Annotated in this window: 24 protein-coding genes and 1 pseudogene; 24 read left to right on the top strand and 1 reads right to left on the bottom strand. The window is 41.7% G+C overall.

The window, feature by feature from the left end; all coding sequences use genetic code 11:
* The first annotated feature begins 366 nt into the window (after positions 1 to 366).
* The 24 genes and pseudogenes from ADH81_RS04485 to purB all read left to right on the top strand — a co-directional run bounded on the left by ADH81_RS04485 (position 367) and on the right by purB (position 22763).
* Positions 367 to 543 (top strand): class IIb bacteriocin, lactobin A/cerein 7B family, encoded by a 177-nt coding sequence (locus tag ADH81_RS04485; RefSeq protein WP_049526785.1) that lies wholly within the window; start codon positions 367 to 369, stop codon positions 541 to 543.
* 231 nt (positions 544 to 774) lie between these two features.
* Positions 775 to 945 (top strand): H354_08695 family bacteriocin-like peptide, encoded by a 171-nt coding sequence (locus tag ADH81_RS04490; RefSeq protein WP_049526788.1) that lies wholly within the window; start codon positions 775 to 777, stop codon positions 943 to 945.
* 11 nt (positions 946 to 956) lie between these two features.
* Positions 957 to 1155 (top strand): annotated as a pseudogene (locus ADH81_RS11430) (hypothetical protein).
* Between the two features lie 54 nt (positions 1156 to 1209).
* Positions 1210 to 1386 (top strand): hypothetical protein, encoded by a 177-nt coding sequence (locus tag ADH81_RS11310; RefSeq protein ID WP_193389824.1) that lies wholly within the window; start codon positions 1210 to 1212, stop codon positions 1384 to 1386.
* Between the two features lie 210 nt (positions 1387 to 1596).
* Positions 1597 to 1752 (top strand): hypothetical protein, encoded by a 156-nt coding sequence (locus ADH81_RS11315; RefSeq protein WP_186821472.1) that lies wholly within the window; start codon positions 1597 to 1599, stop codon positions 1750 to 1752.
* Between the two features lie 38 nt (positions 1753 to 1790).
* Positions 1791 to 2003 (top strand): hypothetical protein, encoded by a 213-nt coding sequence (locus ADH81_RS11435; RefSeq protein ID WP_049526790.1) that lies wholly within the window; start codon positions 1791 to 1793, stop codon positions 2001 to 2003.
* A gap of 80 nt (positions 2004 to 2083) precedes the next feature.
* Positions 2084 to 2263 carry a hypothetical protein gene (locus ADH81_RS04500; RefSeq protein WP_049526836.1) on the top strand — a complete coding sequence of 60 codons (180 nt, stop codon included), beginning with the start codon at positions 2084 to 2086 and terminating at the stop codon, positions 2261 to 2263.
* 37 nt (positions 2264 to 2300) lie between these two features.
* Positions 2301 to 2510, top strand: a complete 210-nt coding sequence (locus ADH81_RS04505; RefSeq protein ID WP_049526792.1) for a hypothetical protein — start codon at positions 2301 to 2303, stop codon at positions 2508 to 2510.
* Between the two features lie 106 nt (positions 2511 to 2616).
* Positions 2617 to 2853 (top strand): hypothetical protein, encoded by a 237-nt coding sequence (locus tag ADH81_RS04510; protein ID WP_049526794.1) that lies wholly within the window; start codon positions 2617 to 2619, stop codon positions 2851 to 2853.
* 354 nt (positions 2854 to 3207) lie between these two features.
* On the top strand, positions 3208 to 5361 hold the full coding sequence (gene comA, locus ADH81_RS04515; RefSeq protein ID WP_049526796.1) for a peptide cleavage/export ABC transporter ComA: 2154 nt from the start codon (positions 3208 to 3210) through the stop codon (positions 5359 to 5361).
* Positions 5362 to 5373: 12 nt separating this feature from the next.
* Entirely contained in the window at positions 5374 to 6714 is a 1341-nt protein-coding gene (locus ADH81_RS04520; protein ID WP_049526798.1) for a bacteriocin secretion accessory protein, read from the top strand.
* Between the two features lie 168 nt (positions 6715 to 6882).
* Positions 6883 to 7590, top strand: a complete 708-nt coding sequence (gene purC, locus ADH81_RS04525; protein WP_049526800.1) for a phosphoribosylaminoimidazolesuccinocarboxamide synthase — start codon at positions 6883 to 6885, stop codon at positions 7588 to 7590.
* Positions 7591 to 7653: 63 nt separating this feature from the next.
* Complete coding sequence (locus ADH81_RS04530; RefSeq protein ID WP_049526802.1) at positions 7654 to 11379, top strand: phosphoribosylformylglycinamidine synthase; 3726 nt, start codon at positions 7654 to 7656, stop codon at positions 11377 to 11379.
* Positions 11380 to 11547: 168 nt separating this feature from the next.
* The gene (gene purF, locus ADH81_RS04535; protein ID WP_049526804.1) at positions 11548 to 12990 is read left to right on the top strand and encodes an amidophosphoribosyltransferase; all 1443 of its coding nucleotides are present in this window, start codon (positions 11548 to 11550) and stop codon (positions 12988 to 12990) included.
* A gap of 36 nt (positions 12991 to 13026) precedes the next feature.
* A complete protein-coding gene (gene purM / locus ADH81_RS04540; RefSeq protein WP_049526805.1) occupies positions 13027 to 14049 on the top strand; it encodes a phosphoribosylformylglycinamidine cyclo-ligase in 1023 nt (340 codons plus the stop codon).
* The gene (gene purN, locus ADH81_RS04545; protein WP_049526807.1) at positions 14049 to 14621 is read left to right on the top strand and encodes a phosphoribosylglycinamide formyltransferase; all 573 of its coding nucleotides are present in this window, start codon (positions 14049 to 14051) and stop codon (positions 14619 to 14621) included. Before purM ends, purN begins: the two co-directional genes overlap by 1 nt.
* Positions 14622 to 14661: 40 nt before the next feature.
* Positions 14662 to 15369 carry a suppressor of fused domain protein gene (locus ADH81_RS04550; protein WP_049526809.1) on the top strand — a complete coding sequence of 236 codons (708 nt, stop codon included), beginning with the start codon at positions 14662 to 14664 and terminating at the stop codon, positions 15367 to 15369.
* Positions 15370 to 15410: 41 nt separating this feature from the next.
* Positions 15411 to 16958: a bifunctional phosphoribosylaminoimidazolecarboxamide formyltransferase/IMP cyclohydrolase gene (purH, locus tag ADH81_RS04555; protein ID WP_049526810.1), complete on the top strand. Its 1548-nt coding sequence runs from the start codon at positions 15411 to 15413 to the stop codon at positions 16956 to 16958.
* Positions 16959 to 17079: 121 nt separating this feature from the next.
* Entirely contained in the window at positions 17080 to 18345 is a 1266-nt protein-coding gene (purD, locus tag ADH81_RS04560) for a phosphoribosylamine--glycine ligase (RefSeq protein ID WP_049526812.1), read from the top strand.
* A 196-nt stretch (positions 18346 to 18541) separates the two neighbouring features.
* A complete protein-coding gene (gene purE, locus ADH81_RS04565) occupies positions 18542 to 19030 on the top strand; it encodes a 5-(carboxyamino)imidazole ribonucleotide mutase (RefSeq protein ID WP_049526814.1) in 489 nt (162 codons plus the stop codon).
* Entirely contained in the window at positions 19017 to 20108 is a 1092-nt protein-coding gene (gene purK / locus ADH81_RS04570) for a 5-(carboxyamino)imidazole ribonucleotide synthase (RefSeq protein ID WP_049526816.1), read from the top strand. The genes purE and purK overlap by 14 nt, the downstream gene beginning before the upstream one ends.
* On the top strand, positions 20109 to 21059 hold the full coding sequence (locus ADH81_RS04575) for a ketopantoate reductase family protein (protein ID WP_049526818.1): 951 nt from the start codon (positions 20109 to 20111) through the stop codon (positions 21057 to 21059).
* Positions 21060 to 21068: 9 nt separating this feature from the next.
* A complete protein-coding gene (locus tag ADH81_RS04580) occupies positions 21069 to 21296 on the top strand; it encodes a hypothetical protein (protein WP_049526820.1) in 228 nt (75 codons plus the stop codon).
* A gap of 168 nt (positions 21297 to 21464) precedes the next feature.
* Positions 21465 to 22763: an adenylosuccinate lyase gene (purB, locus tag ADH81_RS04585; protein WP_049526822.1), complete on the top strand. Its 1299-nt coding sequence runs from the start codon at positions 21465 to 21467 to the stop codon at positions 22761 to 22763.
* A gap of 46 nt (positions 22764 to 22809) precedes the next feature.
* Here purB and strH read toward each other — a convergent pair whose 3' ends face one another.
* Positions 22810 to 26625 (bottom strand): LPXTG-anchored beta-N-acetylhexosaminidase StrH, encoded by a 3816-nt coding sequence (gene strH / locus ADH81_RS04590; RefSeq protein WP_049526824.1) that lies wholly within the window; start codon positions 26623 to 26625, stop codon positions 22810 to 22812.
* Positions 26626 to 26713 lie beyond the last annotated feature (88 nt).

Here is a 26713-nt window from a genome sequence, read left to right on the forward strand (position 1 = left end):
GAGAACAAAAAAGGAGGATTACTGATGTATGTGACAGGTCTTTATCCGTGGTTGATCAAGTGGTTTTTAAAATAAATTTGACTTAGTTGTTTATTTTAAAATTATTTTATCGAATAGATAAGTAAGAAGAAAAGGAAAGGAGTTTGATCAATGTATTTACCAATTTTACTTCCATGGTTTATCAAATTGTATTTTAAATAAATTAAATTTATTCATTCATTTTAAAATGATTTCTCGAATAGATAAGTGAGAAGAAGTGGAAGGAGATTAGAAATGATTATTTCAGTTATTTATCCAATTTGGCTTTTAAAATGGTTTAAAGGTTAACAATCACAAACAAAAAACTATAAAAAAAGGAGAAAATAAATGACAAACTTTGATAAAATGGAACAGAACTTTGTAGCTCTTACAGAAGAAGAGTTGATGGAAGTGGATGGGGGAGTTGCTTGGGAGGTAGTCTCTGTGGGTATTGCAATTGGTTGGGGGATTTACCAAGTTGGTGAAGCTGCTGGTAAAACGTTCTACTATATTACTCATCCATAGTTTTTGATAAATATGAGCAAGAAAATATTTTGGATTATACTACTCGTTATTACAATTGTGGTGACTGCCGTTGGTTTAGGATTATCTGCATATAATTATTATGTTTTTGATAGACCTTTTTTCAATAGTACTACTAAAGGACTGTTGTCTGCGTTTGTTATGAGTGTATTGATGATTATTATTGGTGTATTAAAAGAAAACTAATTTTTATTATTAAAATGGAGGATAAACATGTCGAATTTACAAACTATTGAACAAAATTATACTACGTTAAGTGATGTTGAACTGCAAGAAGTCAATGGTGGAGGAGTAGCACTTTTAATTGGTGGTGGTATTTTGTCTGTTGGACTATTAGCTTGGGGTGCGTATAATGGTTATCAGTCGGCATCAAGAGGTGGATAAAAAGCTAGTAAATTCTTTATAAGAAAGCAGGAGTCTGCTATGAAAAAGGATTTGCTGAAGGTTATATTATTGTGTCAGTCATTATCTATATAGGCAACGTATTTGATTTTGAAAAAACCGATCAATACCTTGTTTTATCTAGAAACCTATCCGATTCTGCTTGGTCTGTTTTATGTAGGGTATAAGTGTAATTCAGAAAATAAAAAATGATCTATTAGAAACTAATCATTAAGTTGAACTAAAAAGGAATAAAAGTGAACTTGTATGAAAAATCTAAAAAATGTAATGGGAGCCTTTTTAATTATTTTTGGAGTGCTTTGCATATTGGGGGATTTAAATGTAATCACCTTTAATGTTGAAAAATATTTCCAAACAGAATTATTTATTTCGATGCTTCTTTTGATGATGAGTTATTTGGATTCAGGTAAAGACAAGGTTTAAAGAGAACTATTATTAGTATGTGGCAAATGCTATTGAATAATCATCTTTTAGTTACTATCAATGAAATAAGAACTAAAAAAGAATGGAGAAATAAATGAATATCTCAGAAGAATTTGCGGCTATAATTATATCAGCCTCAGGAATAGTAGGACTTTTGGTTGGAGTAGCTATTGGATTAGCTAGTATTATTTAAAAAGGAGTAGATGAAAGATGAAGAAACTGAGTAAAAAATTTGCTATTATGACAGAGGAAGACTTGGCTGTAACTAAGGGAGGTTTCATTGCTAGTGCTTCCACGGCGATTGCTTGGGGAGTTTTAGGAGGAACTTCTTATATGTTTGGGCGTTATTTAGGAAGTAGACGTTAATTTAAAAATTTGTGGCAAATCGTAAAAGGGAATCAATTATGAATTGCAACACTGATCTAAATACATTGTTACCTAAACTAGCCACTATAATTCCTTTGTTGGCTATAGCTCTTAATCTTGCGCTTCATGTAATTCGTACAGGTTCTTTATTATACTTTGATTGGAAATGGTATTTAGTTGGATTGATTGCTTCAGGCTATTTTGGGATTTTTTGCAAGGATTTGTCAAAAAATAATCAAAACTATAAATGATGAATCTGAATGAAAAGGATTTTGTGTATGTAAATGGCGGAATTTTTCCGCCTTTCTTATTAGGTAAACAGGAGTCTGCTATGAAAAAATTTTTATTGGGATTTGCTGAAGGTTATTTTATCGTGTCAATCATTATCTATATCGCAACGTATTTGATTTTGAAAAAACCGATCAATACCTTGTTTTATCCAGAAACCTATCCAATGCTGCTTGGTCTGTTTTATGTAGGATATAAGTACAAAACAAAAGAAAGTAAGTAAGATTGGGAATTGATGGACCATCAGATTGGAGTTTGAGATGAAAGTCGTTCAAGTGTTACAAAAAGCTTGGCCAGAATTTACTATATGCTGTAGTTCAATGGCTTATCTAATTATTAGAATCGTGGCTGATGTAAACAAAATAAATCTACCTACATGGTTTGAATATTTTGACATACCTACGATTTCACTATTCTTGATGGCATTTATTTTACTTTATAGAAGTGAAGAAAAATGTGATAAAGGTTGATAAAATGAATCTGAACTTTGTGGCTCCAGTATTAGGGCAATCTTGGGGAATATTGGGGTGTTAAGCTGATGAACTGTTGTCTGATTTTAGTTAGAAAGATATTCGTATGTTTAAAAAAGAAGTGATATTATTAGGGCTGCTTCTGCTAGTACGTATTGTACTTTCTATCATGCAAGTTTTAATGGATTATAAACTATTGCTAGGAAAGTATAGTGTAAATTTCATGGAACTTTCAGATTTATTCTCTTATCCCCTACTTTTTTTAATCATTTACATAGCGGTAAAATATCATGCTATCCAGAAAATAAGAGGTAAAGAAGATAATCAGGATGGCAATAAATAAGACTTAAAAAATTTTTCTAACATTCCTTTTCTTATTTCTGATGAATCTTTTGCTTTTTAAAGTACTTGCTGGTCTAAGCTTTAAGCTGACAATGAGTGAAAAGAGTTATATTGTACCACCGCTGTTTTCGATTATCGTTTTGTACATGATTGACAAAGGAATTAGGAAGAAAAAGAAATCTTTATAAATATATATTTTAGGTAGGACGTTTGTTCTACCTATTTTTATTTAGGAAAAAGTGCTGTTCAGGTGAGGATATTGTTTTTTTAGAAATAATTTTCTATTTGCTTCTTTGTTTGGATAAAATAATCTTACAAAGTTTTCTTTGAAGATTGTTAGGAAAAGGAGTAGGATATGAAATTTAGTAAACGGCATTATCGTCCTCAGGTAGATCAGATGGACTGCGGTGTGGCTTCATTAGCCATGGTCTTTGGTTATTATGGTAGTTATTATTCTCTGGCTCACTTGCGAGAGTTGGCCAAGACGACCATGGATGGGACTACGGCTTTAGGCTTAGTCAAGGTTGCAGAGGAAATTGGTTTTGAGACGCGAGCAATAAAGGCGGACATGACCTTGTTTGATTTGCCGGATGTAACTTTTCCTTTTGTGGCTCATGTGCTTAAGGAAGGGAAATTGCTCCATTATTATGTGGTGACTGGGCAAGACAAGAACAATATTCATATTGCAGATCCAGATCCTAGTGTTAAGCTGACCAAGATTTCTCGTGAGCGTTTTGCTAAGGAGTGGACAGGAATCACTATTTTTATGGCCCCATCTCCGACTTATAAGCCTCATAAGGAACAAAAAAATGGTCTGCTCTCCTTTATCCCTATATTAGTGAAACAGCGAGGTTTGATTGTTAATATCGTTTTGGCGACCCTCTTGGTGACCTTGATTAACATTGTGGGTTCTTATTACCTTCAGTCTATCATCGACACTTATGTACCAGATCAGATGCGTTCAACCTTGGGCATTATCTCAATAGGACTAGTCATCGTTTATGTCCTTCAGCAAATCTTATCTTATGCGCAGGAATATCTTTTACTTGTTTTGGGGCAACGCTTGTCCATTGATGTGATTTTGTCTTATATCAAGCACGTTTTTCACCTGCCTATGTCCTTTTTTGCGACACGCAGGACAGGGGAAATCGTGTCTCGTTTCACGGATGCCAACAGTATCATCGATGCGCTGGCTTCGACTATTCTGTCAATCTTTTTGGATGTATCTACTGTCTTGATTATTTCAGTAGTTCTATTTTCGCAGAATAGCAATCTTTTTTTCATGAGTTTACTAGCTCTTCCTATCTACACAGTGATTATCTTTGCTTTTATGAAGCCCTTTGAAAAGATGAATCGGGATACCATGGAAGCCAATGCGGTTCTGTCTTCTTCTATCATTGAGGACATCAATGGCATTGAGACGATAAAATCCTTGACTAGTGAAACCTCCCGTTATCAAAAGATTGACAAGGAATTTGTGGATTATCTGAAAAAATATTTTGCCTATAGTCGGGCAGAAAGTCAGCAAAAGGCTCTGAAAAAGCTTGCCCAACTCTTACTCAATGTTGGCATTCTCTGGATGGGGGCTCTCCTAGTTATGGACAATAAGATGAGTTTGGGCCAGTTGATTACCTATAATACCTTGCTTGTTTATTTTACAAATCCTTTGGAGAATATCATCAATCTGCAAACCAAACTTCAGACAGCGCAGGTAGCTAATAACCGTCTGAATGAAGTTTATCTGGTTGCATCTGAATTTGAGGAAAAGAAAACAGTCTCAGATTTGAGCTTGCTAGAAGGAAATATGACTTTCAAGCAGGTTCACTACAAGTATGGCTATGGTCGAGATGTCTTGTCGGACATCAATCTAACCATTCCGCAAGGCTCTAAAGTGGCTTTTGTGGGAATTTCAGGATCGGGTAAGACGACGTTGGCTAAGATGATGGTTAATTTTTACGAACCAAGTCAGGGGGAGATTAGTCTGGGTGGTGTCAATCTCAATCAGATTGATAAAAAGGCTCTACGCCAGTATATCAACTACCTGCCTCAGCAACCCTACGTTTTTAATGGAACGATCTTGGAGAATCTTCTCCTTGGAGCTAAGGAGGGGACGACCCAGGAGGATATCTTGAGGGCAGTGGAGTTGGCAGAGATTCGGGAAGATATTGAGCGGATGCCACTGAATTACCAGACAGAATTGACTTCGGATGGAGCGGGCATTTCAGGTGGTCAACGTCAGAGAATCGCTCTGGCGCGTGCTCTCTTGACTGATGCACCTGTCTTGATCTTGGATGAGGCGACCAGCAGTCTGGATATTTTAACCGAGAAGCGAATTGTCGATAATCTGATGGCTTTGAATAAGACCTTGATTTTCATCGCCCACCGCTTGACCATTGCTGAGCGGACAGAGAAGGTTGTCGTTTTGGATCAGGGCAAGATTGTCGAAGAGGGTACACATATGGATTTACTGGCTCAGGGTGGTTTTTATGCCCACTTGGTTAATAGTTAGAGAGGAGAAAAGATGCAATCAGAATTTTTAGAAAGTGCTGAGTTTTACAATCGTCGTTACCATAATTTTTCTAGTTATGTGATTTTTCCAAGTTTTATTTTGTTTCTATTCTTGCTAGTTTTTTCAATATTTGCACAAAAGGAGATAAGCTTAACAGCCGGAGCTACGGTAGAACCTGCTCGTATCATTGCTACCATTCAGTCTAGTAGTAATAGTAAGATTGTGGCGAATCATTTGGCTGAAAATAAGTTTGTCAAGCAAGGGGATCTTCTCGTTCAATACCAAGAGGGAGCAGAAGCAGTTCAGGCTGAGAATTATGCTAGTCAGTTGGAAATGCTCAAGGATCAGAAGGTTCAACTGGAGTATTTAAAAGCAAGCCTTCAAGCGGGAAGTGATCAATTTCCTGAAGCAGATAAATTTGGCTATCAGCATAGTTTTTTAGATTATCTAAATCAAGCTGCTAGTCTGCGGAGTCAGGTTGAGCAACAAAATGCTAGTATATCATCTCAAAATGCAGCAGCCAGTGGTAGTCAGGCAGAATTAGGTAATCTCATTGGAGAAACCCAGTCTAAAATTAAAGAATATCAGCAAGCCAAGTCTGCTATTCAGGGTGATGGACACTTAGAGAGTGATCATCCGGCTTATGCTATTTATCAGTCGACAAAGGAGCAGGGATCGGAAACCAAACAGCAGGCCTTATCTCAGCTAGATGCTCAAATCACTCAGCTGGAGTTAACTCTTGCAGGTTATCGAGTACAGTATGCAGGATCAGGAACCCAGCAGGCCTATGCCTCTGGTTTAGGAAGTCAGTTGGAGTCATTAAAATCTCAGCAACTAGCCAAGGTAGGTCAGGAATTAACGCTCTTGGATCAGAAAATTCTTGAAGCGGAGTCGGGTAAAAAGATTCAAGGGAATCTTTTAGAGAAGGGGAAAATTACAGCAACAGAAGATGGTGTTCTACATTTGAATCCTGAGCATAGTCGATCCACCATCATTCCAGAAGGAACTATTCTCGCTCATCTTTTTCCGCAGTTGGCTAGAGAGAGGAAAGCAAAACTAACAGCTTATATCAGTTCTAAGGAAGTGGCTGGTCTCAAGCATGGAAATGAGGTACGATTTACAACGGTAACGGATGCCAATAAGCAGCTAGTATTGACCTCCAAGATTACGAATATCGATACCAGTGCGACTCAGACAGAAAAGGGCAATTTCTTTAAATTAGAGGCAGAGACGGATTTGGATGCTGAACAAGCAGAAAAACTTCGTTATGGACTTGAAGGTCGTTTGACTATGATTACAGGTAGGAAGAGTTTTTTACGCTACTATCTTGATCGTTTTTTGAAACAAGAATAAAGTTCTCATTTTAACTCAAATCAATCTTAGAAAATCGCAAATGAAAAATCATTTGCGATTTTTCTGTACTTTTTCAGATATGATATCAAATATAGTTCGTGAAATATTTGATTTTTAGTGTCTGTTGTGTTAGAATGATGTAAAGTAATACGAAAGGCGAACAAGAAAATGTCCAGTAAACTTATTTATACGGGAAAAGCTAAAGATATCTATACTACAGAAGACGAAAATGTGATTAAGTCGGTCTACAAGGACCAGGCCACTATGCTGAATGGAGCTCGCAAAGAGACCATTGAGGGTAAAGGTGTGTTAAATAATCAGATTTCGTCTCTTATTTTTGAAAAATTGAATGCTGCTGGTGTGGCGACACACTTTATCGAACGTATTTCTGACACCGAACAACTCAACAAGAAGGTGACCATTATTCCTTTGGAGGTTGTTCTTCGTAACGTGACTGCGGGTTCTTTTTCTAAACGTTTTGGCGTTGAAGAAGGTTTGGACTTGGAGACTCCAATCGTTGAATTTTACTACAAGAACGATGATTTGGATGATCCATTCATCAATGATGAGCATGTCAAGTTCTTGGATATTGCCAATGATGATCAAATTGCTTATATCAAGGAAGAAACGCGTCGTATCAATGAATTGCTGAAAGATTGGTTTGCACAAATTGGTCTGCGTTTGATTGACTTTAAATTGGAATTTGGTTTTGATAAGGACGGTAAGATTATCTTGGCAGATGAATTTTCACCAGACAACTGCCGTCTTTGGGATGCGGAAGGGCACCATATGGATAAGGATGTTTTCCGTAGAGATTTAGGCAGTTTAACGGATGTATATAAGGTTGTATTAGAGAAATTGCAGGGCTTTAAGTAACTTGTTTGAAAGGTAAAACCTTCGTCTTCGATAACCTATTTGAATAGAAATAAAGGAAATAAAATGGATAAACGTATTTTCGTTGAGAAAAAAGCTGATTTTCGTGTGAAATCTCACTCTTTAGTAAAAGAATTACAGCATAATCTTCAGTTGAAAACCTTGAATGATCTTCGAATCGTTCAGGTTTACGATGTCTTTAATTTGGCAGAGGACTTGTTTGCGCGTGCGGGAAAACATATCTTCTCTGAACAAGTGACCGATACTGTTTTGGACGAGGCTGCGGTTAAGGCTGATCTTGAGAAGTATGCTTTCTTTGCGATTGAAAGTTTGCCTGGTCAATTTGACCAACGTGCGGCATCTTCACAAGAAGCTTTGCTTTTGCTTGGTAGTTCAAATGATGTAACAGTGAACACAGCGCAACTTTACTTGGTTAACAAGGATATTGATGCGAATGAGTTGGAAGCTGTCAAAAACTATCTCTTGAACCCAGTGGATTCTCGTTTCAAAGATATCACTGTTGGCATTGCGAAACAGGATTTCTCTGAGTCTGACAAGACCATTCCAAACTTGGATTTCTTTGAAACTTTTACAGCAGAAGATTTTGCACAGTATAAGGCTGAGCAAGGCTTGGCCATGGAAGTGGATGACCTTCTCTTCATTCAAGATTACTTCAAATCCATTGGACGTGTACCAACTGAGACTGAGTTGAAGGTTTTGGATACTTACTGGTCTGACCACTGCCGTCATACAACTTTCGAGACTGAGTTGAAAAACATAGACTTCTCAGCTTCTAAATTTGAAAAACAATTGCAAGCGACTTATGACAAGTATATTGCCATGCGTGATGAGTTGGGACGTACCGAAAAACCTCAAACCTTGATGGATATGGCCACTATTTTTGGCCGTTATGAGCGTGCTAATGGTCGTTTGGACGACATGGAAGTGTCTGATGAAATCAACGCCTGCTCAGTTGAAATTGAAGTGGATGTCAATGGTGTCAAAGAACCATGGCTTCTCATGTTCAAGAACGAAACCCACAACCACCCAACTGAAATCGAACCATTTGGTGGAGCGGCTACTTGTATCGGTGGTGCCATTCGTGACCCATTGTCAGGTCGTTCCTACGTTTACCAAGCCATGCGTATCTCAGGTGCTGGTGATATTACAGCTCCAATTTCAGCGACTCGTGCTGGTAAATTGCCACAACAGGTGATTTCTAAAACAGCGGCTCACGGTTATTCTTCATACGGTAACCAAATTGGTCTTGCAACAACTTATGTTCGTGAATACTTCCACCCAGGTTTCGTCGCTAAGCGTATGGAGCTAGGTGCAGTTGTCGGTGCGGCTCCTAAGGAAAATGTTGTCCGTGAAAAACCTGAAGTAGGTGATGTGATTATCTTGCTTGGTGGTAAGACTGGACGTGACGGTGTCGGTGGTGCGACAGGTTCTTCTAAAGTTCAAACGGTTGAATCTGTTGAAACAGCTGGTGCTGAAGTTCAAAAAGGGAATGCCATCGAAGAACGTAAGATTCAACGTCTTTTCCGTAATGGAGAAGTGACACGTCTAATCAAGAAATCAAATGACTTTGGTGCTGGTGGTGTTTGTGTGGCTATCGGTGAATTGGCAGATGGTCTTGAAATTGATCTAGACAAAGTGCCATTGAAATACCAAGGTTTGAACGGTACAGAAATTGCCATCTCTGAATCTCAAGAGCGTATGGCTGTAGTGGTTCGTCCAGAAGATGTGGATGCCTTCATTGCAGCATGTAACAAAGAAAATATTGATGCTGTTGTCGTTGCGACAGTGACTGAAAAACCAAATCTTGTCATGCACTGGAATGGTGAAACCATCGTTGATTTGGAACGTCGTTTCCTTGATACAAACGGTGTGCGCGTAGTTGTAGATGCTAAGGTGGTTGACAAGGATGTCAAGCTTCCAGAAGAACGTCAAACATCTGCTGAAACCCTTGAAGCTGATACTCTTGAAGTCTTGGCTGACCTTAACCACGCAAGTCAAAAAGGTTTACAAACCATCTTTGATAGCTCAGTTGGTCGTTCAACAGTTAACCACCCACTTGGTGGTCGCTACCAAATCACACCAACGGAAGCTTCTGTACAGAAATTGCCAGTCCAACATGGTGTAACGCATACGGCTTCAGTCATGGCACAAGGATTCAACCCTTATGTAGCAGAATGGTCTCCATATCATGGTGCTGCCTATGCGGTTATCGAAGCAACAGCTCGTTTGGTTGCTGCTGGTGCAAACTGGTCTAAGGCTCGCTTCTCTTACCAAGAGTACTTCGAGCGTATGGATAAACAAGCAGAGCGTTTTGGTCAACCAGTAGCTGCTCTCCTTGGATCCATTGAAGCTCAGATTCAACTTGGTTTGCCATCTATCGGTGGTAAAGACTCTATGTCTGGTACTTTTGAAGAATTGACGGTACCACCAACCTTGGTTGCTTTTGGGGTAACAACTGCAGATAGCCGCAAGGTACTTTCTCCGGAATTCAAAACTGCTGGTGAAAATATTTACTACATCCCAGGTCAAGCTTTGGCACAAGAAATTGATTTCAATCTCATCAAGTCTAACTTTGCTCAATTTGAAGACATCCAAGCTGACCATAAAGTCACATCTGCATCAGCTGTCAAATATGGTGGTGTGGTTGAAGCTCTTGCTCTTGCAACATTTGGTAACCATATTGGTGCAAACGTCGAATTAGCTGACTTTGACACTGCCTTGACAGCCCAATTGGGTGGATTCGTCTTCACATCTCCTGAAGAGATTTCAGGTGTTGCCAAGATCGGACAAACAGTAGCTGACTTTACACTTACTGTCAATAGTGTAACGCTTGATGGACACAAACTTGACAGTGCCTTCCAAGGTAAATTGGAAGAAGTTTACCCAACAGAATTTGCACAAGCAACTGAGTTGGAAGAAGTACCTGTTGTAGCATCAAACGCTGTGATCAAAGCTAAAGAAACAGTTGAGACACCAGTGGTTTACATCCCAGTATTCCCAGGTACGAACTCTGAGTACGATTCAGCTAAGGCCTTTGAAAAAGAAGGTGCAAAAGTTAACTTGGTACCATTTGTAACATTGAACGAAGAGGCGATTGTCAAGTCTGTTGACACCATGGTTGACAATATCGAAAAAGCTAACATTATCTTCTTTGCAGGTGGCTTCTCAGCAGCGGATGAACCAGATGGATCAGCTAAATTTATCGTTAACATCTTGCTTAATGAAAAAGTACGTGCAGCCATTGATAGCTTCATCGAACGTGGTGGTTTGATTATTGGTATCTGTAACGGATTCCAAGCTCTTGTTAAATCAGGTCTTCTTCCATACGGTAACTTTGAAGATGCAAGCAGCACGAGTCCAACCCTCTTCTACAATGATGCCAATCAACACGTGGCTAAGATGGTGGAAACACGTATTGCCAATACCAACTCACCATGGCTTGCTGGAGTGGAAGTTGGTGACATCCATGCCATCCCAGTATCACACGGTGAAGGTAAGTTTGTTGTGACAGCTGAGGAATTTGCAGAGCTTCGTGACAATGGTCAAATCTTTAGCCAATATGTTGACTTTGAAGGTAAACCAAGCATGGATTCAAAATACAATCCTAACGGATCTGTCAATGCTATCGAAGGTATTACAAGTAAGAACGGTCAAATTATTGGTAAGATGGGTCACTCAGAACGTTTCGAAGATGGTCTCTTCCAAAATATTCCAGGAAATAAAGACCAGCACCTCTTTGCATCAGCTGTGAAATACTTTACTGGGAAGTAAGATTTGCAGATTTTTTAATAGATAACCATCAGTGAATGTAAAATCAAGTAGATGTAACTTGCGATAATTGCAAATGATTTGTTGTTGCGAGTGAAACGAGCTTCTACCGTATCATTCCGTTGTAGTATTGTTAAGGAATGATACACAAATAAAAATTAGGTATATAAAATGACATACGAAGTAAAATCTCTTAATGAAGAATGTGGTGTTTTTGGTATCTGGGGCCACCCAGATGCTGCCAAAATGACCTATTTTGGACTCCATAGTCTTCAGCACCGTGGTCAGGAGGGGGCAGGTATCCTCTCCAATGACCATGGACAATTGAAGCGTCATCGTGATATGGGGCTTTTATCAGAAGTCTTCAAAAATCCTGCTAATTTGGATAAATTGACAGGAACTGGAGCGATTGGACATGTGCGTTATGCGACTGCGGGAGAAGCTTCTGTAGACAATATCCAACCTTTCCTCTTTCGCTTTCACGATATGCAGTTTGGTTTGGCTCATAACGGTAATCTGACCAATGCAGAATCTCTCAAGCAAGAATTGGAACAAAGAGGGGCAATCTTCAGTTCAACCTCTGATTCAGAAATCTTGGCTCACTTGATTCGCCGTAGCCACAATCCAAGTCTAATGGGTAAAATCAAAGAAGCACTCAGTCTGGTTAAAGGTGGTTTTGCTTATCTCTTGATGTTTGAAGATAAGTTGATTGCAGCCCTTGATCCAAACGGCTTTCGTCCTCTGTCAATCGGAAAAATGGGGAATGGAGCAGTAGTGGTTTCATCTGAAACCTGTGCCTTTGAAGTCATCGGTGCTGAGTGGATTCGCGATGTGAAACCAGGCGAGATTGTTATTATTGATGATAATGGCATCCAGTATGACAGCTATACAAATGATACTCAACTGGCTATCTGTTCCATGGAGTATATCTACTTTGCCCGTCCTGACTCCAATATCCATGGTGTCAATGTCCATACGGCTCGTAAGCGAATGGGAGCTCAATTAGCACGTGAGTTCAAGCATGAAGCTGACATTGTGGTCGGTGTGCCAAACTCCTCACTCAGTGCAGCTATGGGCTTTGCCGAAGAATCAGGTCTGCCAAATGAAATGGGTCTTATCAAGAACCAATATACACAACGGACCTTTATCCAGCCGACTCAAGAATTGCGCGAGCAAGGAGTTCGAATGAAATTGTCTGCCGTTTCTGGTGTCGTTAAAGGCAAACGTGTGGTCATGATTGATGACTCTATCGTACGAGGAACAACATCACGTCGCATTGTTCAGCTTTTGAAAGAAGCAGGAGCATCAGAAGTGCATGTTGCCATTGGTAGTCCTGCTCTTGCCTATCCATGTTTTTACGGGATTGATATCCAGACACGTCAGGAGTTGATTGCGGCCAATCATACCGTTGAGGAAACTTGCCAAATCATTGGTGCGAATAGCCTGACTTATCTTTCTATTGATGGATTGATTGACTCTATTGGGATTGAAACAGATGCGCCAAATGGCGGTCTCTGTGTGGCTTACTTTGATGGGAACTATCCAACTCCTCTCTATGATTATGAAGAAGAATATCGTAGAAGTTTGGAAGAAAAAACGAATTTTTACAAATAAAATTCCCCATTGAAGGAAAGGAAAAGGAATAAACAAATGACAAATAAAAATGCTTATGCGCAGTCTGGTGTGGACGTTGAAGCGGGTTATGAAGTTGTTGAACGGATCAAAAAACACGTGGCACGTACGGAGCGTGCAGGTGTTATGGGAGCTCTTGGTGGTTTCGGTGGTATGTTTGACCTTTCAAAAACAGGTGTCAAAGAGCCAGTTTTGATCTCAGGTACAGATGGTGTTGGTACTAAGCTAATGCTTGCCATCAAGTACGACAAACACGATACCATCGGACAAGACTGTGTAGCTATGTGTGTCAACGATATCATCGCTGCAGGTGCAGAGCCTCTTTACTTCTTGGACTATATCGCAACTGGTAAAAATGAACCAGCTAAACTAGAACAAGTTGTTGCTGGTGTGGCTGAAGGTTGTGTGCAAGCTGGTGCAGCCCTTATCGGTGGTGAAACGGCTGAAATGCCTGGTATGTACGGTGAAGATGACTATGACTTGGCTGGTTTTGCTGTTGGTGTTGCAGAAAAATCTCAAATCATCGACGGTTCAAAAGTAGCTGAAGGGGATGTGATTCTTGGGCTTGCTTCAAGCGGTATCCACTCAAATGGTTACTCACTTGTTCGTCGTGTCTTTGCTGATTACACAGGTGAAGAAGTTCTCCCAGAATTGGAAGGGAAGAAACTTAAAGACGTTCTTTTGGAACCAACACGTATCTACGTCAAAGCAGCTTTGCCACTCATCAAAGAAGAATTGGTTAACGGTATTGCCCACATCACAGGTGGTGGTTTTATCGAAAATGTACCACGTATGTTCTCAGATGACTTGGCTGCTGAAATTGATGAAAGCAAGGTTCCTGTTCTTCCAATTTTCAAAGCCCTTGAAAAATATGGCCAAATCAAACACGAAGAAATGTTTGAAATCTTCAACATGGGTATTGGTCTCATGCTTGCGGTTAAACCAGAGAATGTGGAACATGTCAAAGAACTTCTTGACGAACCTGTTTATGAAATTGGTCGTATTGTGAAGAAAGATGGCGCAAGTGTGGTGATTAAATAATGACTAAAAGGATTGCTGTTTTTGCCTCTGGTAACGGCTCAAACTTTCAGGTGATTGCGGAACAATTTCCAGTAGAATTTGTTTTCTCAGATCACCGAGATGCCTATGTCTTAGAGCGTGCCGAAAAGCTAGGGGGTTTATCTTATGCCTTCGAACTCAAAGAGTTTGAGAACAAGGCAGACTATGAAGGAGCCATCGTTGAACTCTTGGATGAGCACCAGATTGACTTGGTTTGTCTCGCAGGCTACATGAAAATCGTCGGGCCAACCTTGTTAGCAGCTTATGAAGGTCGTATCATCAATATTCACCCAGCTTATCTCCCTGAATTCCCAGGTGCTCATGGGATTGAGGATGCTTGGAATGCAGGCGTTGACCAGTCTGGCGTGACTATTCACTGGGTGGACTCTGGTGTTGATACCGGTAAGGTCATCAAACAGGTTCGTGTACCACGCCTTGAAGGGGATACCCTGGATACTTTCGAAACTCGCATCCACGAAACAGAGTACAAACTTTATCCAGAAGTCTTGGAACATTTGGGAGTGGAGAGAAAGCAAGAAGGAAATCAGAGATGATTTTGTAGCAGAGCTAAAGGCCATCAGCTAAGGAGAATTTATGGGTTTATTTGATTTTTTTAAGAAAAAATCTTCTGGCGAAGAAAAGCCGATTAAAGATGAAGACAAGATTGTTGTTGAATCTGAAAATACAGATGATAGTGCTCCAGGATGGGAAGCCATTGATGCAGAGTTTAATCGTATATATCCTGATCAGCCAAATCCTCTTCATTATGGAACGGTTATTAAGTATATGTTAGGTGGGCCAGATCCGCTTGATGGTATTAGTGTTTATGATGCAGGAGAGTTTTGGCATTTTGTTAGCTACGGCTTGTCAGAATTATATACAAAAGAAAGCGAAGACCCTGAATATAGTGGTTATGGAATTGAATTGACTTTTAAGTTAAAGAAATCAAATAATGACGAAGAAGAAATAAAAAATGGTTGTGGTTTGCTACAATATGTTGCAAGATATATTTTTCAAACAGGTAAAGTGGTTTTGCCCGAAGAATACATTTATACCAAGCAGACAGTAGGGATTGATGCCCAGCAGAAGTCTAATCTGACAGGATTTTTGACTGCTGCTGATGATTTAGCTGATACCATTGATACTCCGCATGGAAAAGTGGAATTTGTGACCTTGATTGGTGCGACAGATGCCGAACTGCGAAGTGTTTACGAAAGTGAGAAAAGTAAGTTTGAAGTTAGGAACTTGCTACAAGAACTGGGGAATCAGCTGACAGACTATAATCGTCAGTCTCTAGTTTAACTGATGTGAAAGAGCCTCTTGATTCAAGGAAAGGAAGAAAAATGACTAAACGAGCACTTATTTCAGTCTCAGACAAAGCGGGCATTGTTGAATTTGCCCAAGAACTTAAAAAACTTGGTTGGGATATCATCTCTACAGGTGGGACCAAGATTGCCCTTGATAATGCCGGTGTTGATACCATTGCCATTGACGATGTGACTGGTTTCCCGGAAATGATGGACGGTCGTGTGAAGACCCTCCATCCAAATATTCATGGCGGACTCTTGGCTCGTCGTGACTTGGATAGCCACTTGGAAGCGGCTAAAGACAACAAGATTGAGCTCATTGACCTTGTTGTGGTCAACCTTTACCCATTCAAGGAAACGATTCTTAAACCAGATGTGACTTACGCGGATGCGGTTGAAAATATCGATATTGGTGGGCCATCTATGCTTCGCTCTGCAGCGAAGAACCACGCTAGCGTCACAGTTGTGGTAGATCCTGCTGACTATGCTGTTGTTCTTGACGAATTGTCAGCGAACGGCGAAACAAGCTACGAAACTCGCCAACGTTTGGCAGCGAAAGTCTTCCGCCACACAGCAGCCTATGATGCCTTAATCGCAGAATACTTCACAGCTCAAGTAGGGGAAAGTAAACCTGAGAAACTCACTTTGACGTATGACCTTAAGCAACCAATGCGTTACGGTGAAAACCCTCAACAAGACGCAGACTTCTACCAAAAAGCTTTGCCAACGGATTACTCCATTGCATCCGCTAAACAGCTGAATGGGAAAGAATTGTCCTTCAACAATATCCGTGATGCTGATGCCGCTATCCGTATCATCCGTGACTTCAAAGATCGTCCAACCGTGGTGGCTCTCAAACACATGAACCCATGTGGGATCGGTCAAGCTGACGACATCGAAACTGCTTGGGACTACGCTTATAAGTCTGACCCAGTATCCATCTTCGGCGGTATCGTCGTTCTAAACCGTGAAGTAGATGCTGCGACAGCTCAAAAAATGCACGGTGTTTTCCTTGAAATCATCATTGCACCAAGCTATTCTGACGAAGCACTTGAAATCTTGACGACTAAGAAGAAAAACTTGCGCATTCTTGCCTTGCCATTTGACGCACAAGATGCCAGCGAAGCAGAAGCAGAATACACAGGTGTTGTTGGTGGTCTCCTCGTTCAAAACCAAGACGTTGTCAAAGAAAGTCCAGCTGACTGGCAAGTGGTGACTAAACGCCAACCAACTGAGACAGAAGCGACAGCTCTTGAGTTTGCTTGGAAGGCTATCAAGTACGTCAAATCTAACGGTATCATCGTGACCAATGACCACATGACACTTGGTGTTGGCCCAGGTCAAACCAATCGCGTGGCTTCAGTCCGCATCGCTATTGACCAGGCTAAAGACCGTCTTGATGGCGCTGTTCTTGCTTCAGACGCCTTCTTCCCATTTGCGGATAACGTGGAAGAAATCGCCAAAGCAGGTATCAAGGCTATCATCCAACCAGGTGGATCAGTCCGTGACCAAGAGTCAATCGAAGCGGCTGATAAATATGGCTTGACTATGGTCTTCACAGGAGTGAGACATTTTAGACATTAAGAAAATGAAAGGGAAGAAAACAGTTTCTTTCCTTTTTTTGATTAAAAAGCTGAACGAAACAAGATTAAAACGAACGTTTATGGTATAATGTTAGTAAATAATTCGCAAAAGAGGTTGAGAGATGAAACTGTTGGTTGTTGGCTCAGGTGGTCGTGAGCATGCGATTGCTAAGAAATTATTAGAGTCTAAAGACGTTGAGAAAGTTTTCGTGGCACCTGGAAATGACGGTATGACCTTAGATGGACTTGATTTGGTAAATATCTCTATTTCCGAACATTCTAAGTTGATCGACTTCGCAAAAGTCAACGATATTGCTTGGACCTTTATCGGTCCAGATGATGCCCTTGCTGCTGGAATCGTGGATGATTTCAATGCAGCTGGGCTCAAGGCTTTTGGTCCGACAAAAGCTGCGGCTGAGCTGGAGTGGTCCAAGAATTTTGCTAAGGAAATCATGGTCAAGTACGACGTTCCGACAGGGGCCTATGGGACCTTTTCAGACTTCAAGGAAGCTAAGGCTTACATCGAGGGAAAAGGCGCTCCAATAGTCGTCAAGGCAGATGGTTTGGCCCTTGGGAAAGGTGTCGTTGTTGCGGAGACAGTTGAGCAAGCAGTTGAAGTCGCTCATGAGATGCTTTTGGACAATAAATTCGGTGATTCAGGCGCGCGCGTGGTCATCGAGGAATTCCTTGACGGGGAAGAGTTCTCTCTCTTTGCCTTTGTCAATGGAGACAAGTTCTATATCATGCCAACGGCTCAGGACCACAAACGTGCTTATGATGGCGACAAGGGTCCTAACACTGGTGGGATGGGTGCCTATGCACCAGTTCCTCACTTACCACAGAGCGTGGTTGACACAGCGGTTGACACCATTGTCAAGCCAGTTCTTGAAGGCATGATCAAAGAAGGTCGTCCGTATCTTGGTGTCCTTTACGCGGGGCTTATCTTGACAACTGATGGACCGAAAGTCATCGAGTTCAACTCACGCTTTGGAGATCCAGAAACGCAAATCATCTTGCCTCGTTTGACATCTGACTTTGCAGAAAACATCACTGACATTTTGGATGGCAAAGAGCCAGCCATCACTTGGACGGACAAGGGTGTGACACTAGGTGTGGTTGTAGCCTCAAATGGCTATCCACTCGCTTATGAGAAGGGTGTCAAGCTTCCAGCTAAGACAGAAGGTGACATCATCACTTACTATGCCGGTGCAAAATTCGCTGAAAATAGCCAAGACCTCCTCTCAAACGGCGGACGTGTCTACATGCTCGTCACAACAGCAGACACCGTCAAAGATGGCCAAAACATTATCTACAACCAACTCAACAAACAAAACACAGAAGGTCTCTTCTATCGTACTGACATCGGTAGCAAGGCAATAAAAGATTAACAGATACTAATTTGTCATGGCGAGCGAAAGCGAGCCAAACCCGATAATGGTCGCCGTGGTGAAAAGACCAGCACAGTGAATGTTCTGGTCGGGGGAAACTTTGAGACCTTAGGCTCAAAGTTTAGGAATGAAACCGAAGGTTTGCTTCCGTCCCCACCACCCAAGACCATTATCAAAAAAGAAAAGGATATTAACTATGAAACCAGTAATTTCCCTCATCATGGGCTCAAAATCCGACTGGGCAACCATGCAAAAAACAGCAGAAGTCCTAGACCGCTTCGGTGTAGCCTACGAAAAGAAAGTTGTTTCCGCACACCGTACACCAGACCTCATGTTCAAACATGCGGAAGAAGCACGTAGTCGTGGCATAAAGGTCATCATCGCTGGTGCGGGTGGTGCTGCCCACTTGCCAGGGATGGTTGCTGCAAAAACAACCCTTCCAGTTATCGGGGTACCTGTCAAATCACGTGCCCTTAGTGGCGTGGACTCGCTCTATTCTATCGTACAGATGCCAGGTGGTGTGCCTGTCGCAACTATGGCTATTGGTGAAGCGGGTGCTACTAACGCTGCCCTCTTTGCCCTCCGTCTCCTCTCAGTAGAAGACGAAACCATCGCGACTGCACTTGCTAATTTTGCTGAAGAGCAAGGAAAAATCGCAGAGGAGTCTACAAATGAGCTCATCTAAAACAATCGGAATTATTGGGGGCGGTCAGCTTGGTCAGATGATAGCCATTTCTGCTATCTACATGGGTCACAAGGTTATCGCGCTGGATCCTGCAGTGGATTGTCCGGCCTCTCGCGTAGCGGAAATCATCGTGGCTCCCTATAACGATGTGAACGCCCTACGTCAGCTGGCTGAGCGATGTGATGTCCTTACCTATGAGTTTGAAAATGTCGACGCTGATGGTTTGGACGCTGTTATCAAAGACGGTCAGCTTCCTCAAGGGACCGACCTACTTCGCATCTCCCAAAACCGAATCTTTGAGAAGGACTTTCTTTCCAACAAGGCACAAGTCACTGTGGCCCCTTACAAGGTCGTAACTTCTAGCAAAGACTTGGCAGATACCGACCTCTCGAAAAACTATGTCCTCAAGACAGCAACCGGTGGTTACGATGGCCATGGTCAGAAGGTCATTCGTTCGGAAGCAGACTTGGAAGAAGCCTATGCACTAGCTGATTCAGCGGACTGTGTCTTGGAAGAATTTGTCAACTTTGACCTTGAGATTTCTGTCATCGTGTCAGGAAATGGCAAGAATGTGACAGTCTTCCCTATTCAGGAGAATATCCATCGTAACAACATTCTTTCAAAAACTATTGTGCCTGCTCGCATTTCTGAAAGTCTAGCAGACAAAGCCAAGACCATGGCAGTGCGAATCGCTGAACAATTGAACCTTTCTGGAACTCTTTGCGTGGAAATGTTTGCGACAGCTGATGATATTATCGTTAATGAGATTGCTCCACGCCCACACAACTCAGGCCACTACTCGATTGAAGCCTGCGACTTTTCTCAGTTTGACACTCATATTCTGGGTGTTCTGGGAGCACCATTGCCAGACATCAAACTACATGCACCAGCAGTCATGCTCAATGTTCTTGGTCAGCATGTTGAGGCTGCTGAAAAATATGTGACAGAAAATCCAAGCGCCCACCTCCATTTGTATGGTAAAATAGAAGCGAAGCACAACCGCAAGATGGGACATGTGACTTTGTTTAGTAGTGTGCCGGATGAGGTTGAGGAGTTTGGGAAAGGGATTGATTTTTAAGTGAAAATAGCGATTCTAGGACTCGGAGTGATCGGGACCACTTATGCCTACGCCTTTCAAAAAGCAGGCCATCAAGTGGAACACGTACTGAGAGATAGTAAGAAAAACAATGCACCGAAGGAGTTGTCAGTTGATCTGCTAGATGGTCGCTATCATTCCAAAGGTGAGAACAAGCATGATACTTATGAGGTTCATGTGGCAGAAGCTCATTCGGAATATGATTTTATTTTTCTCAGTGTGCGTCATGGACTTGTCAAAGAAGCTGTGGAAACCTTGCGAAAAAACAATATCAAAGGCATCCTTGTTTTCTTTTGTAATTTCTGGGATAATCGAAAAGAGGTCCAAGAGTGGGCAGGGAATTACGACTATATTTTGGCCTTTCCGACAGCGGGTGGTCATATGCAGGAGAACCATTTGGATGGTGTCTTGTTCGACCATTTAATGCTAGAAGGTGAGCAAAAAGCACACATTTCAAACTACGCTGATCTGACGGCTTTACTAGTTTCTGCAGATTTGAAGTGGGAAGTGCCTCATGATATGGTCGAGTGGATTTGGATTCACATGGCGATTAACGCAGGTGTCACTTCGACAGCTGCTCGCTCAGGAAATTTGGAAAATCCAGAAGAACTGGCTTTGAACTTGATGAGTAGTTCATCGGAATTATCATTGGCCATCAAGGCCATTCGAGAAGCTTTGAAAGTCGTAGAAGCGCGTGGCGTGAATTTGAAGCTTTACAAAGCAGAACTATTGCCATACAAAATTCCCACTTGGATAGCCGGCAAAGCCATGAAAGTCATGTTTGCGAAAAATGAGCTGACCCGAAAAATTATGACTTTGCACAATGATAAACAGGACATCTTCTATTGTTGTCAAAGTGTTTATCAGACCGGTCAGGTGTTAGGTGTGAAGATGCCTATTCTGGAAGCAAATATGAAGGGCATTTCGATTTAGGAGTTTTTTATGATACAACTCATTGTCAACGCATTTGTTGAAAAAGAGAAGACTGGAGCAGTCGTCGAAGTCTTGTATGCTAGTAGTGATCACGAAAAGGTGAAAACTAAGTATGAAGAGCTAGTTGCACAATATCCTGATAACTATTTAGCTATCTATGATCTACCGCTGGATACGGATTTGAATACACTAGATCACTACCCATCTGTGTTTATTGGGAAAGAAGAATTTGAATAAAACGACTTTTAGTCGTTAAACGGATGTTTCACGCCATGGGGAAAGCGTAAGCGACGGAAATGTTGAGACTTTAGGCTTAAGATTTAGTCATGAGATTCCAAAGGAAGCTGCTGACGTCCGCCCTCCGCTCCACTTAAGTGAAACATCAAAAGAAAGGAAAATATAACAATGATCGAACGTTACTCTCGCCCAGAGATGGCGAACATTTGGACTGAAGAAAATAAATACCGTGCTTGGCTTGAGGTGGAAATCTTGGCTGACGAAGCATGGGCTGAATTGGGAGAAATTTCTAAGGAAGATGTGGCTTTGATTCGCGAGAAGGCGGATTTTGACATTGACCGTATTTTGGAAATCGAGCAGCAAACTCGTCACGATGTGGTTGCCTTCACACGTGCGGTTTCTGAGACGCTTGGTGAAGAGCGTAAGTGGGTTCACTATGGGTTGACTTCTACTGACGTGGTAGATACGGCCTATGGTTACCTCTACAAACAAGCCAACGACATCATCCGCAAGGATCTTGAAAACTTCCTCAATATCATCGCTGACAAAGCCAAAGAACACAAATTCACTATCATGATGGGGCGTACCCATGGTGTGCACGCTGAGCCGACAACTTTTGGTCTTAAATTGGCTACTTGGTACAGCGAAATGAAACGGAACATCGAGCGTTTCGAGCATGCGGCTGCTGGCGTCGAAGCTGGTAAGATTTCTGGTGCGGTTGGTAACTTTGCCAACATCCCACCATTCGTTGAAAAATACGTCTGCGACAAACTTGGTATCCGTGCTCAAGAAATCTCTACACAGGTCCTTCCTCGTGACCTTCACGCTGAGTATTTTGCAGTTCTTGCTAGCATTGCAACTTCTATTGAGCGTATGGCGACTGAAATTCGTGGTCTTCAAAAATCAGAACAACGTGAAGTGGAAGAGTTCTTTGCCAAAGGTCAAAAAGGTTCTTCAGCTATGCCTCACAAACGTAACCCTATCGGTTCTGAAAACATGACAGGTCTTGCGCGTGTGATCCGTGGTCACATGGTAACAGCTTATGAAAATGTATCACTCTGGCACGAACGTGACATTTCTCACTCATCAGCTGAGCGTATCATTGCACCAGATACAACCATCTTGATTGACTATATGCTTAATCGTTTCGGAAACATCGTTAAGAACTTGACAGTCTTCCCAGAAAACATGATCCGCAACATGAATTCTACATTTGGTTTGATCTTCAGCCAACGTGCTATGTTGGCTTTGATTGAAAAAGGTATGACGCGTGAGCAAGCTTATGACCTTGTTCAACCAAAGACTGCCCAATCATGGGATAATCAAGTAGACTTTAAACCACTTCTTGAAGCTGATCCAGAAGTGACTTCACGCCTCACTCAAGAAGAAATCGACGAAATCTTTAACCCAACTTACTATACCAAACGTGTGGATGAGATCTTCGAACGCATCGGTTTGGGTGACTAATAATCACAATAAAAAGCGAGACTTTTGTCCCGCTTTTTATTTGTGCTTAATCTTTTTTCTTGCTAAGTCCGTAAGCTGTGAGAGCAGTCATAAGACCAGTAGCAATCAACCATTCTGAACCTTGGCTTCCTGTTTCAGGAAGTTTATTTTCTTTTGCTACAGGAGCTGGGCTTTGAGGAAGAGCTTTGTTTTCCTCAGCAGGAACAGTTGCTGGAGCTGGTTCACTTGGAATTTCTAGTTTTGGTTTTTCTTCAGCGATAGCTGCTTGACCATGTTCATCACCAAGATGAGTGATAGGGTTACCAACTTCGATCACTTGAGCGACTGGTTCTTGAGCGACAACACTAGTAACCAATGTTTTAACTTCAGATCCATCAGCAGCAGTAGTCACAGAGTAAAAATGGCTACGACGACCGTTGACACCTGCAGTTACTAGACGAGTTTGTCCCTTAGGTAGTGAAGGAGTTTCGCGAGTGATGGTTGTAAATGGAATTTCTTCATCTTCGATGACTACACGAGGTTTATTTACAACAGGAGCTTGACCTTTTTCGTCTCCTACATGTGTCGCTAATGTTCCAACTTCGACAACTTGATTGACAGCTTCTTTCGTTACTTGTCTTTCAAGAACTGTTTCTGTTTGCTTGCCATTTTCAGTCGCAACTGAAAGATAGATAGTCCGTTCACCTTTGACACCTTCAGTGATGACTTTCTCTTGTCCTGCTGGAAGGTTAGGATTGTCTTTCTTAACAATCTCAAACGGAATTTCTTCTGTCTTAACTAGAAGCTCTGGTTGGTTTTCAACAGCAGCAGGAGTTTCGCTCTCATCGAGGCTTCCTGAGTGAGTTGCAGCTGGTTTGAGACCCAGTCTAGCAGCTTTGAGATTAGCTACAAGTGTATCCAATTCAGCTTGTTTGTTACGATTGAGGTTGTAGTTAAGAGCATCTTTAGCAGCCTTGAGAGCGTCGAGGCTTTCTGTGCTATATCCTTCTAAGTTTTCAGGGATTTGAGCAAGTTCTTCGCGTAGCGCTTTGTAATCAGCACGGAAGTAGTCCTTGTTGTGGTCTGCAAAGGCAGTCATGAGTTCAAAGATTTCTTCTTCCTTGTATTCTGCGCTTGGTCTATCAGCCCAGATAGCTAACATACTACCAACAGTAGGTAGGTCAACTTCAGGATATTTAGTTGATGCTAGTTGGTTAAATGGAGTTTTTTCAGTATTTTCAATAGCTTTCTTGAGGAAGCCACCGCCATCTTCTGGTTTTTGACCGAGAATGTAGTACCAATCCCCATTCGTGTTAAGGAATTTATAACCTTTGCTTGCTAGGTATTGAGGAGACGCAAGGTTGTAACCCCACCAGCCTTTAGACCAGTAAGAGATGATAACATCTTTATCAAACTCAACATCATCCTTGTCTTCGTAGTAGAAGCCATCGTTAAAGGCCATTGGTTGCAAGCCTTTTTCTTTAGCCATGGCAGCTAGGCTATTAGAGTATTCAGCAAATTTGCCGTAGAGACCATACCACTTGAGGTAGTACCAACCTTGAGCATTGGTAGCGTCATTAGCATACTCATCTGTACCATAGTTAAAGATCTTAGTCTTGCCTGCAAAGAAGTCCATGTACTTACCGATAAGGGCTTTTGTAAAGTTCATTGCTTCTTCGTTTTCAAGGTCCATAGTTGTTTTTGAAACCTTGTCAAAGTTAGCTTGAGGGTTTGCGATGCCTAATTTTTCCATAGCGACAAGCATAGCATCCATATGACCTGGGCTATTGATAGCTGGGATGAGTCCAATCCCTTTGTCCTTAGCATACTGGATAAGCTCAGTGATTTCAGCTTGGTTCAAAGTAGTTCCGTTAGGATCATCGTAGTAAGATTTTGTTCCTTCGGTGATGGCCTTTTTCACATCGTCGCTTGCATAAGTCTTGCCGTTTGCTGAGATACTCATATCATCAAGTAGGAAGCGAAGTCCATCGTTTCCAAGGAGCAAGTGAAGGTCAGAGTAACCGAGTTCGCTGGCTTTATCTACGATGCGTTTAAGTTGGTCTAGCGTGAAGTATTTACGTCCAGCATCGATAGAGATAACCTTGTTCTTAGCTAGTTTTTCAACTTCGCGTTTAGCATCTTCTTCTTTTTGAGCTTCTGGAGTGAAGGTCAAGTTGCTAACAGCTTCCTGGAGTTTTGCGATCGCTTGATCAATAGTATCTTGTTGAGCACGGCTGAGGTTGCTATCGAGAGCACGGATGGCTTTTTCGGCTTCTTTAACGGCTGCAATACTTTCTTCTGTGTAGCGAGTAAGGTCTGTTGGAACATCTTTCAGAGCTTGTTCAGCAGACTCGTAATCAGCAGCGAAGTATTCAGCATTTGAGTTTGCGAATTGACGCATGAGTTTGAAGAGACGAGATGGAGAGTAGCGAGCAGATGGAGTATCAGCCCAAGCAGCTACCATCCCACCGATAATAGGAACGTCAGCTCCTTCAGTTTTTGGTACAGAAGTAATCGGTGTGCTCTTAATGCCGTTCAATCCTTGATCTAGGTTATACCACCCTTGTCCGTCAGCATTACGGCCGAGAACGTAGTACCAAGCATCGTTAGTATTGAGGATTTCATGTCCTTTTTCAGCTAGTAATTTAGAAGAAGCGACATCGTAACCGCCCCAGCCACCAGTCCACATAGAGACGATGATGTCCTTGTCAAAGGTACCAAAACTTGTATCGCTATTATAGTAGATACCGTCGTTGAAGGCCATAGGTTTTAGACCGTGAGATTTGACGATACGAGCTAGGTCATTAGCATAGGCGATGAATTTGTCATAGCCCTTGTCTGGGAATCCATCTTCTGGATACCATTTATAGGCTTGAAGTACGCTCCATCCTTTAGCATCCGTAGCATCGTTAGCGTACTCATCCAAACCGATGTTGAAGATTTCAGACTTACCAGCAAAGTAGCCTGCATACTTGTCAATCAAAGCTTTTGTGAAGGCAACTGCTTTTTCATTATCAAGGTCAACAGTACGTGCTGATTCTTTACCAAAGTAGTTGAAGTTAGGTTTTTCAATGCCAAGTTCTTTCATGGCATTGAGGATAGCGTCCATGTGACCAGGACTGTTAACAGATGGGATAAGGCCGATACCTTTATCCTTAGCATAGTTAATCAAGTCGGTCATTTGACTTTCAGTTAGATGATTGCCGTTTGGATCGTTGTAGTAGGCGTTTGTTCCGTTTTCAACAGCGCGTTTGACATCGTCGCTCGCATAAGTCTTGTCTCCTACAGTTAGGGACATATCATCTAGCATAAAGCGCAAGCCGTCATTTCCGACTAGGAGATGAAGATCAGTATAGCCATAGTGTTTGGCTTTGTCGATGATTTCTTTCAGTTGTTCAGGAGAGAAGTATTTACGCCCTGCATCGATTGAAACGATTTTCTTTTTAGCTAGTTTTTCATTGACTTGAGCTGCTTTCTCTGTAGCGACTACTTTAGCAACTTCTTTGTTTTCTGCCTTTTCTGGTTCTGGCTGCTTAGCTTCTTCAGTTACTTCTGGTTTTGCTGGAGTTTCTTCGGTTGTAACAGTTTTTTCTACGATAGGAGCAGGAGTAGCTTCAACTTTTGGTGCTTCAGTGTTTGTTACAGGTGTCACTGGAGCTGCAGGAGCTACGGCTTCTGGTGTAGGACTAGTTTCAAGTTTTTCTTCGCTGGCCTGTGGAGACGATTCTCCTGCGGCTTGGATAGTAGGTTGATTCTCTGTTGTAGTAGGTACGACTCCATCAGCGGCAACAGCTTGTGCATGAAAGGCAAAGCCGATCAAGACAGAAGCTGCTCCGATTGCGTATTTACGAATAGAGAAACGCTGTTTATTTTCTGGTTTCATTAAATAACCTCCTAATTTATTGATTTGGTAGCGTTTTCACAAACTGATTCCATTGTATTATCTGAATCTAGTAAAGTCAAGTATTTTA

The sequence above is a fragment of the Streptococcus pseudopneumoniae genome (assembly GCF_001072925.1).
In the GTDB taxonomy this organism is placed as follows: Bacteria; Bacillota; Bacilli; order Lactobacillales; family Streptococcaceae; genus Streptococcus; species Streptococcus pseudopneumoniae_Q.

Bases quoted from the DNA above. Each gene is read 5' to 3' on its own strand.
- ADH81_RS04505 (WP_049526792.1), top strand. From the start codon at position 2,301: ATGAAAGTCGTTCAAGTGTTACAAAAAGCTTGGCCAGAATTTACTATA.
- ADH81_RS04550 (WP_049526809.1), top strand. From the start codon at position 14,662: ATGGGTTTATTTGATTTTTTTAAGAAAAAATCTTCTGGCGAAGAAAAG.
- purM (WP_049526805.1), top strand. From the start codon at position 13,027: ATGACAAATAAAAATGCTTATGCGCAGTCTGGTGTGGACGTTGAAGCG.
- strH (WP_049526824.1), bottom strand. From the start codon at position 26,625: ATGAAACCAGAAAATAAACAGCGTTTCTCTATTCGTAAATACGCAATC.
- purK (WP_049526816.1), top strand. From the start codon at position 19,017: ATGAGCTCATCTAAAACAATCGGAATTATTGGGGGCGGTCAGCTTGGT.
- ADH81_RS04520 (WP_049526798.1), top strand. From the start codon at position 5,374: ATGCAATCAGAATTTTTAGAAAGTGCTGAGTTTTACAATCGTCGTTAC.
- ADH81_RS04490 (WP_049526788.1), top strand. From the start codon at position 775: ATGTCGAATTTACAAACTATTGAACAAAATTATACTACGTTAAGTGAT.
- ADH81_RS04510 (WP_049526794.1), top strand. From the start codon at position 2,617: ATGTTTAAAAAAGAAGTGATATTATTAGGGCTGCTTCTGCTAGTACGT.
- purF (WP_049526804.1), top strand. From the start codon at position 11,548: ATGACATACGAAGTAAAATCTCTTAATGAAGAATGTGGTGTTTTTGGT.
- comA (WP_049526796.1), top strand. From the start codon at position 3,208: ATGAAATTTAGTAAACGGCATTATCGTCCTCAGGTAGATCAGATGGAC.
- purD (WP_049526812.1), top strand. From the start codon at position 17,080: ATGAAACTGTTGGTTGTTGGCTCAGGTGGTCGTGAGCATGCGATTGCT.
- ADH81_RS04500 (WP_049526836.1), top strand. From the start codon at position 2,084: ATGAAAAAATTTTTATTGGGATTTGCTGAAGGTTATTTTATCGTGTCA.
- ADH81_RS11435 (WP_049526790.1), top strand. From the start codon at position 1,791: ATGAATTGCAACACTGATCTAAATACATTGTTACCTAAACTAGCCACT.
- ADH81_RS11310 (WP_193389824.1), top strand. From the start codon at position 1,210: ATGAAAAATCTAAAAAATGTAATGGGAGCCTTTTTAATTATTTTTGGA.
- ADH81_RS04530 (WP_049526802.1), top strand. From the start codon at position 7,654: ATGGATAAACGTATTTTCGTTGAGAAAAAAGCTGATTTTCGTGTGAAA.
- purB (WP_049526822.1), top strand. From the start codon at position 21,465: ATGATCGAACGTTACTCTCGCCCAGAGATGGCGAACATTTGGACTGAA.
- ADH81_RS11315 (WP_186821472.1), top strand. From the start codon at position 1,597: ATGAAGAAACTGAGTAAAAAATTTGCTATTATGACAGAGGAAGACTTG.
- purC (WP_049526800.1), top strand. From the start codon at position 6,883: ATGTCCAGTAAACTTATTTATACGGGAAAAGCTAAAGATATCTATACT.
- purH (WP_049526810.1), top strand. From the start codon at position 15,411: ATGACTAAACGAGCACTTATTTCAGTCTCAGACAAAGCGGGCATTGTT.
- ADH81_RS04580 (WP_049526820.1), top strand. From the start codon at position 21,069: ATGATACAACTCATTGTCAACGCATTTGTTGAAAAAGAGAAGACTGGA.
- purN (WP_049526807.1), top strand. From the start codon at position 14,049: ATGACTAAAAGGATTGCTGTTTTTGCCTCTGGTAACGGCTCAAACTTT.
- purE (WP_049526814.1), top strand. From the start codon at position 18,542: ATGAAACCAGTAATTTCCCTCATCATGGGCTCAAAATCCGACTGGGCA.
- ADH81_RS04485 (WP_049526785.1), top strand. From the start codon at position 367: ATGACAAACTTTGATAAAATGGAACAGAACTTTGTAGCTCTTACAGAA.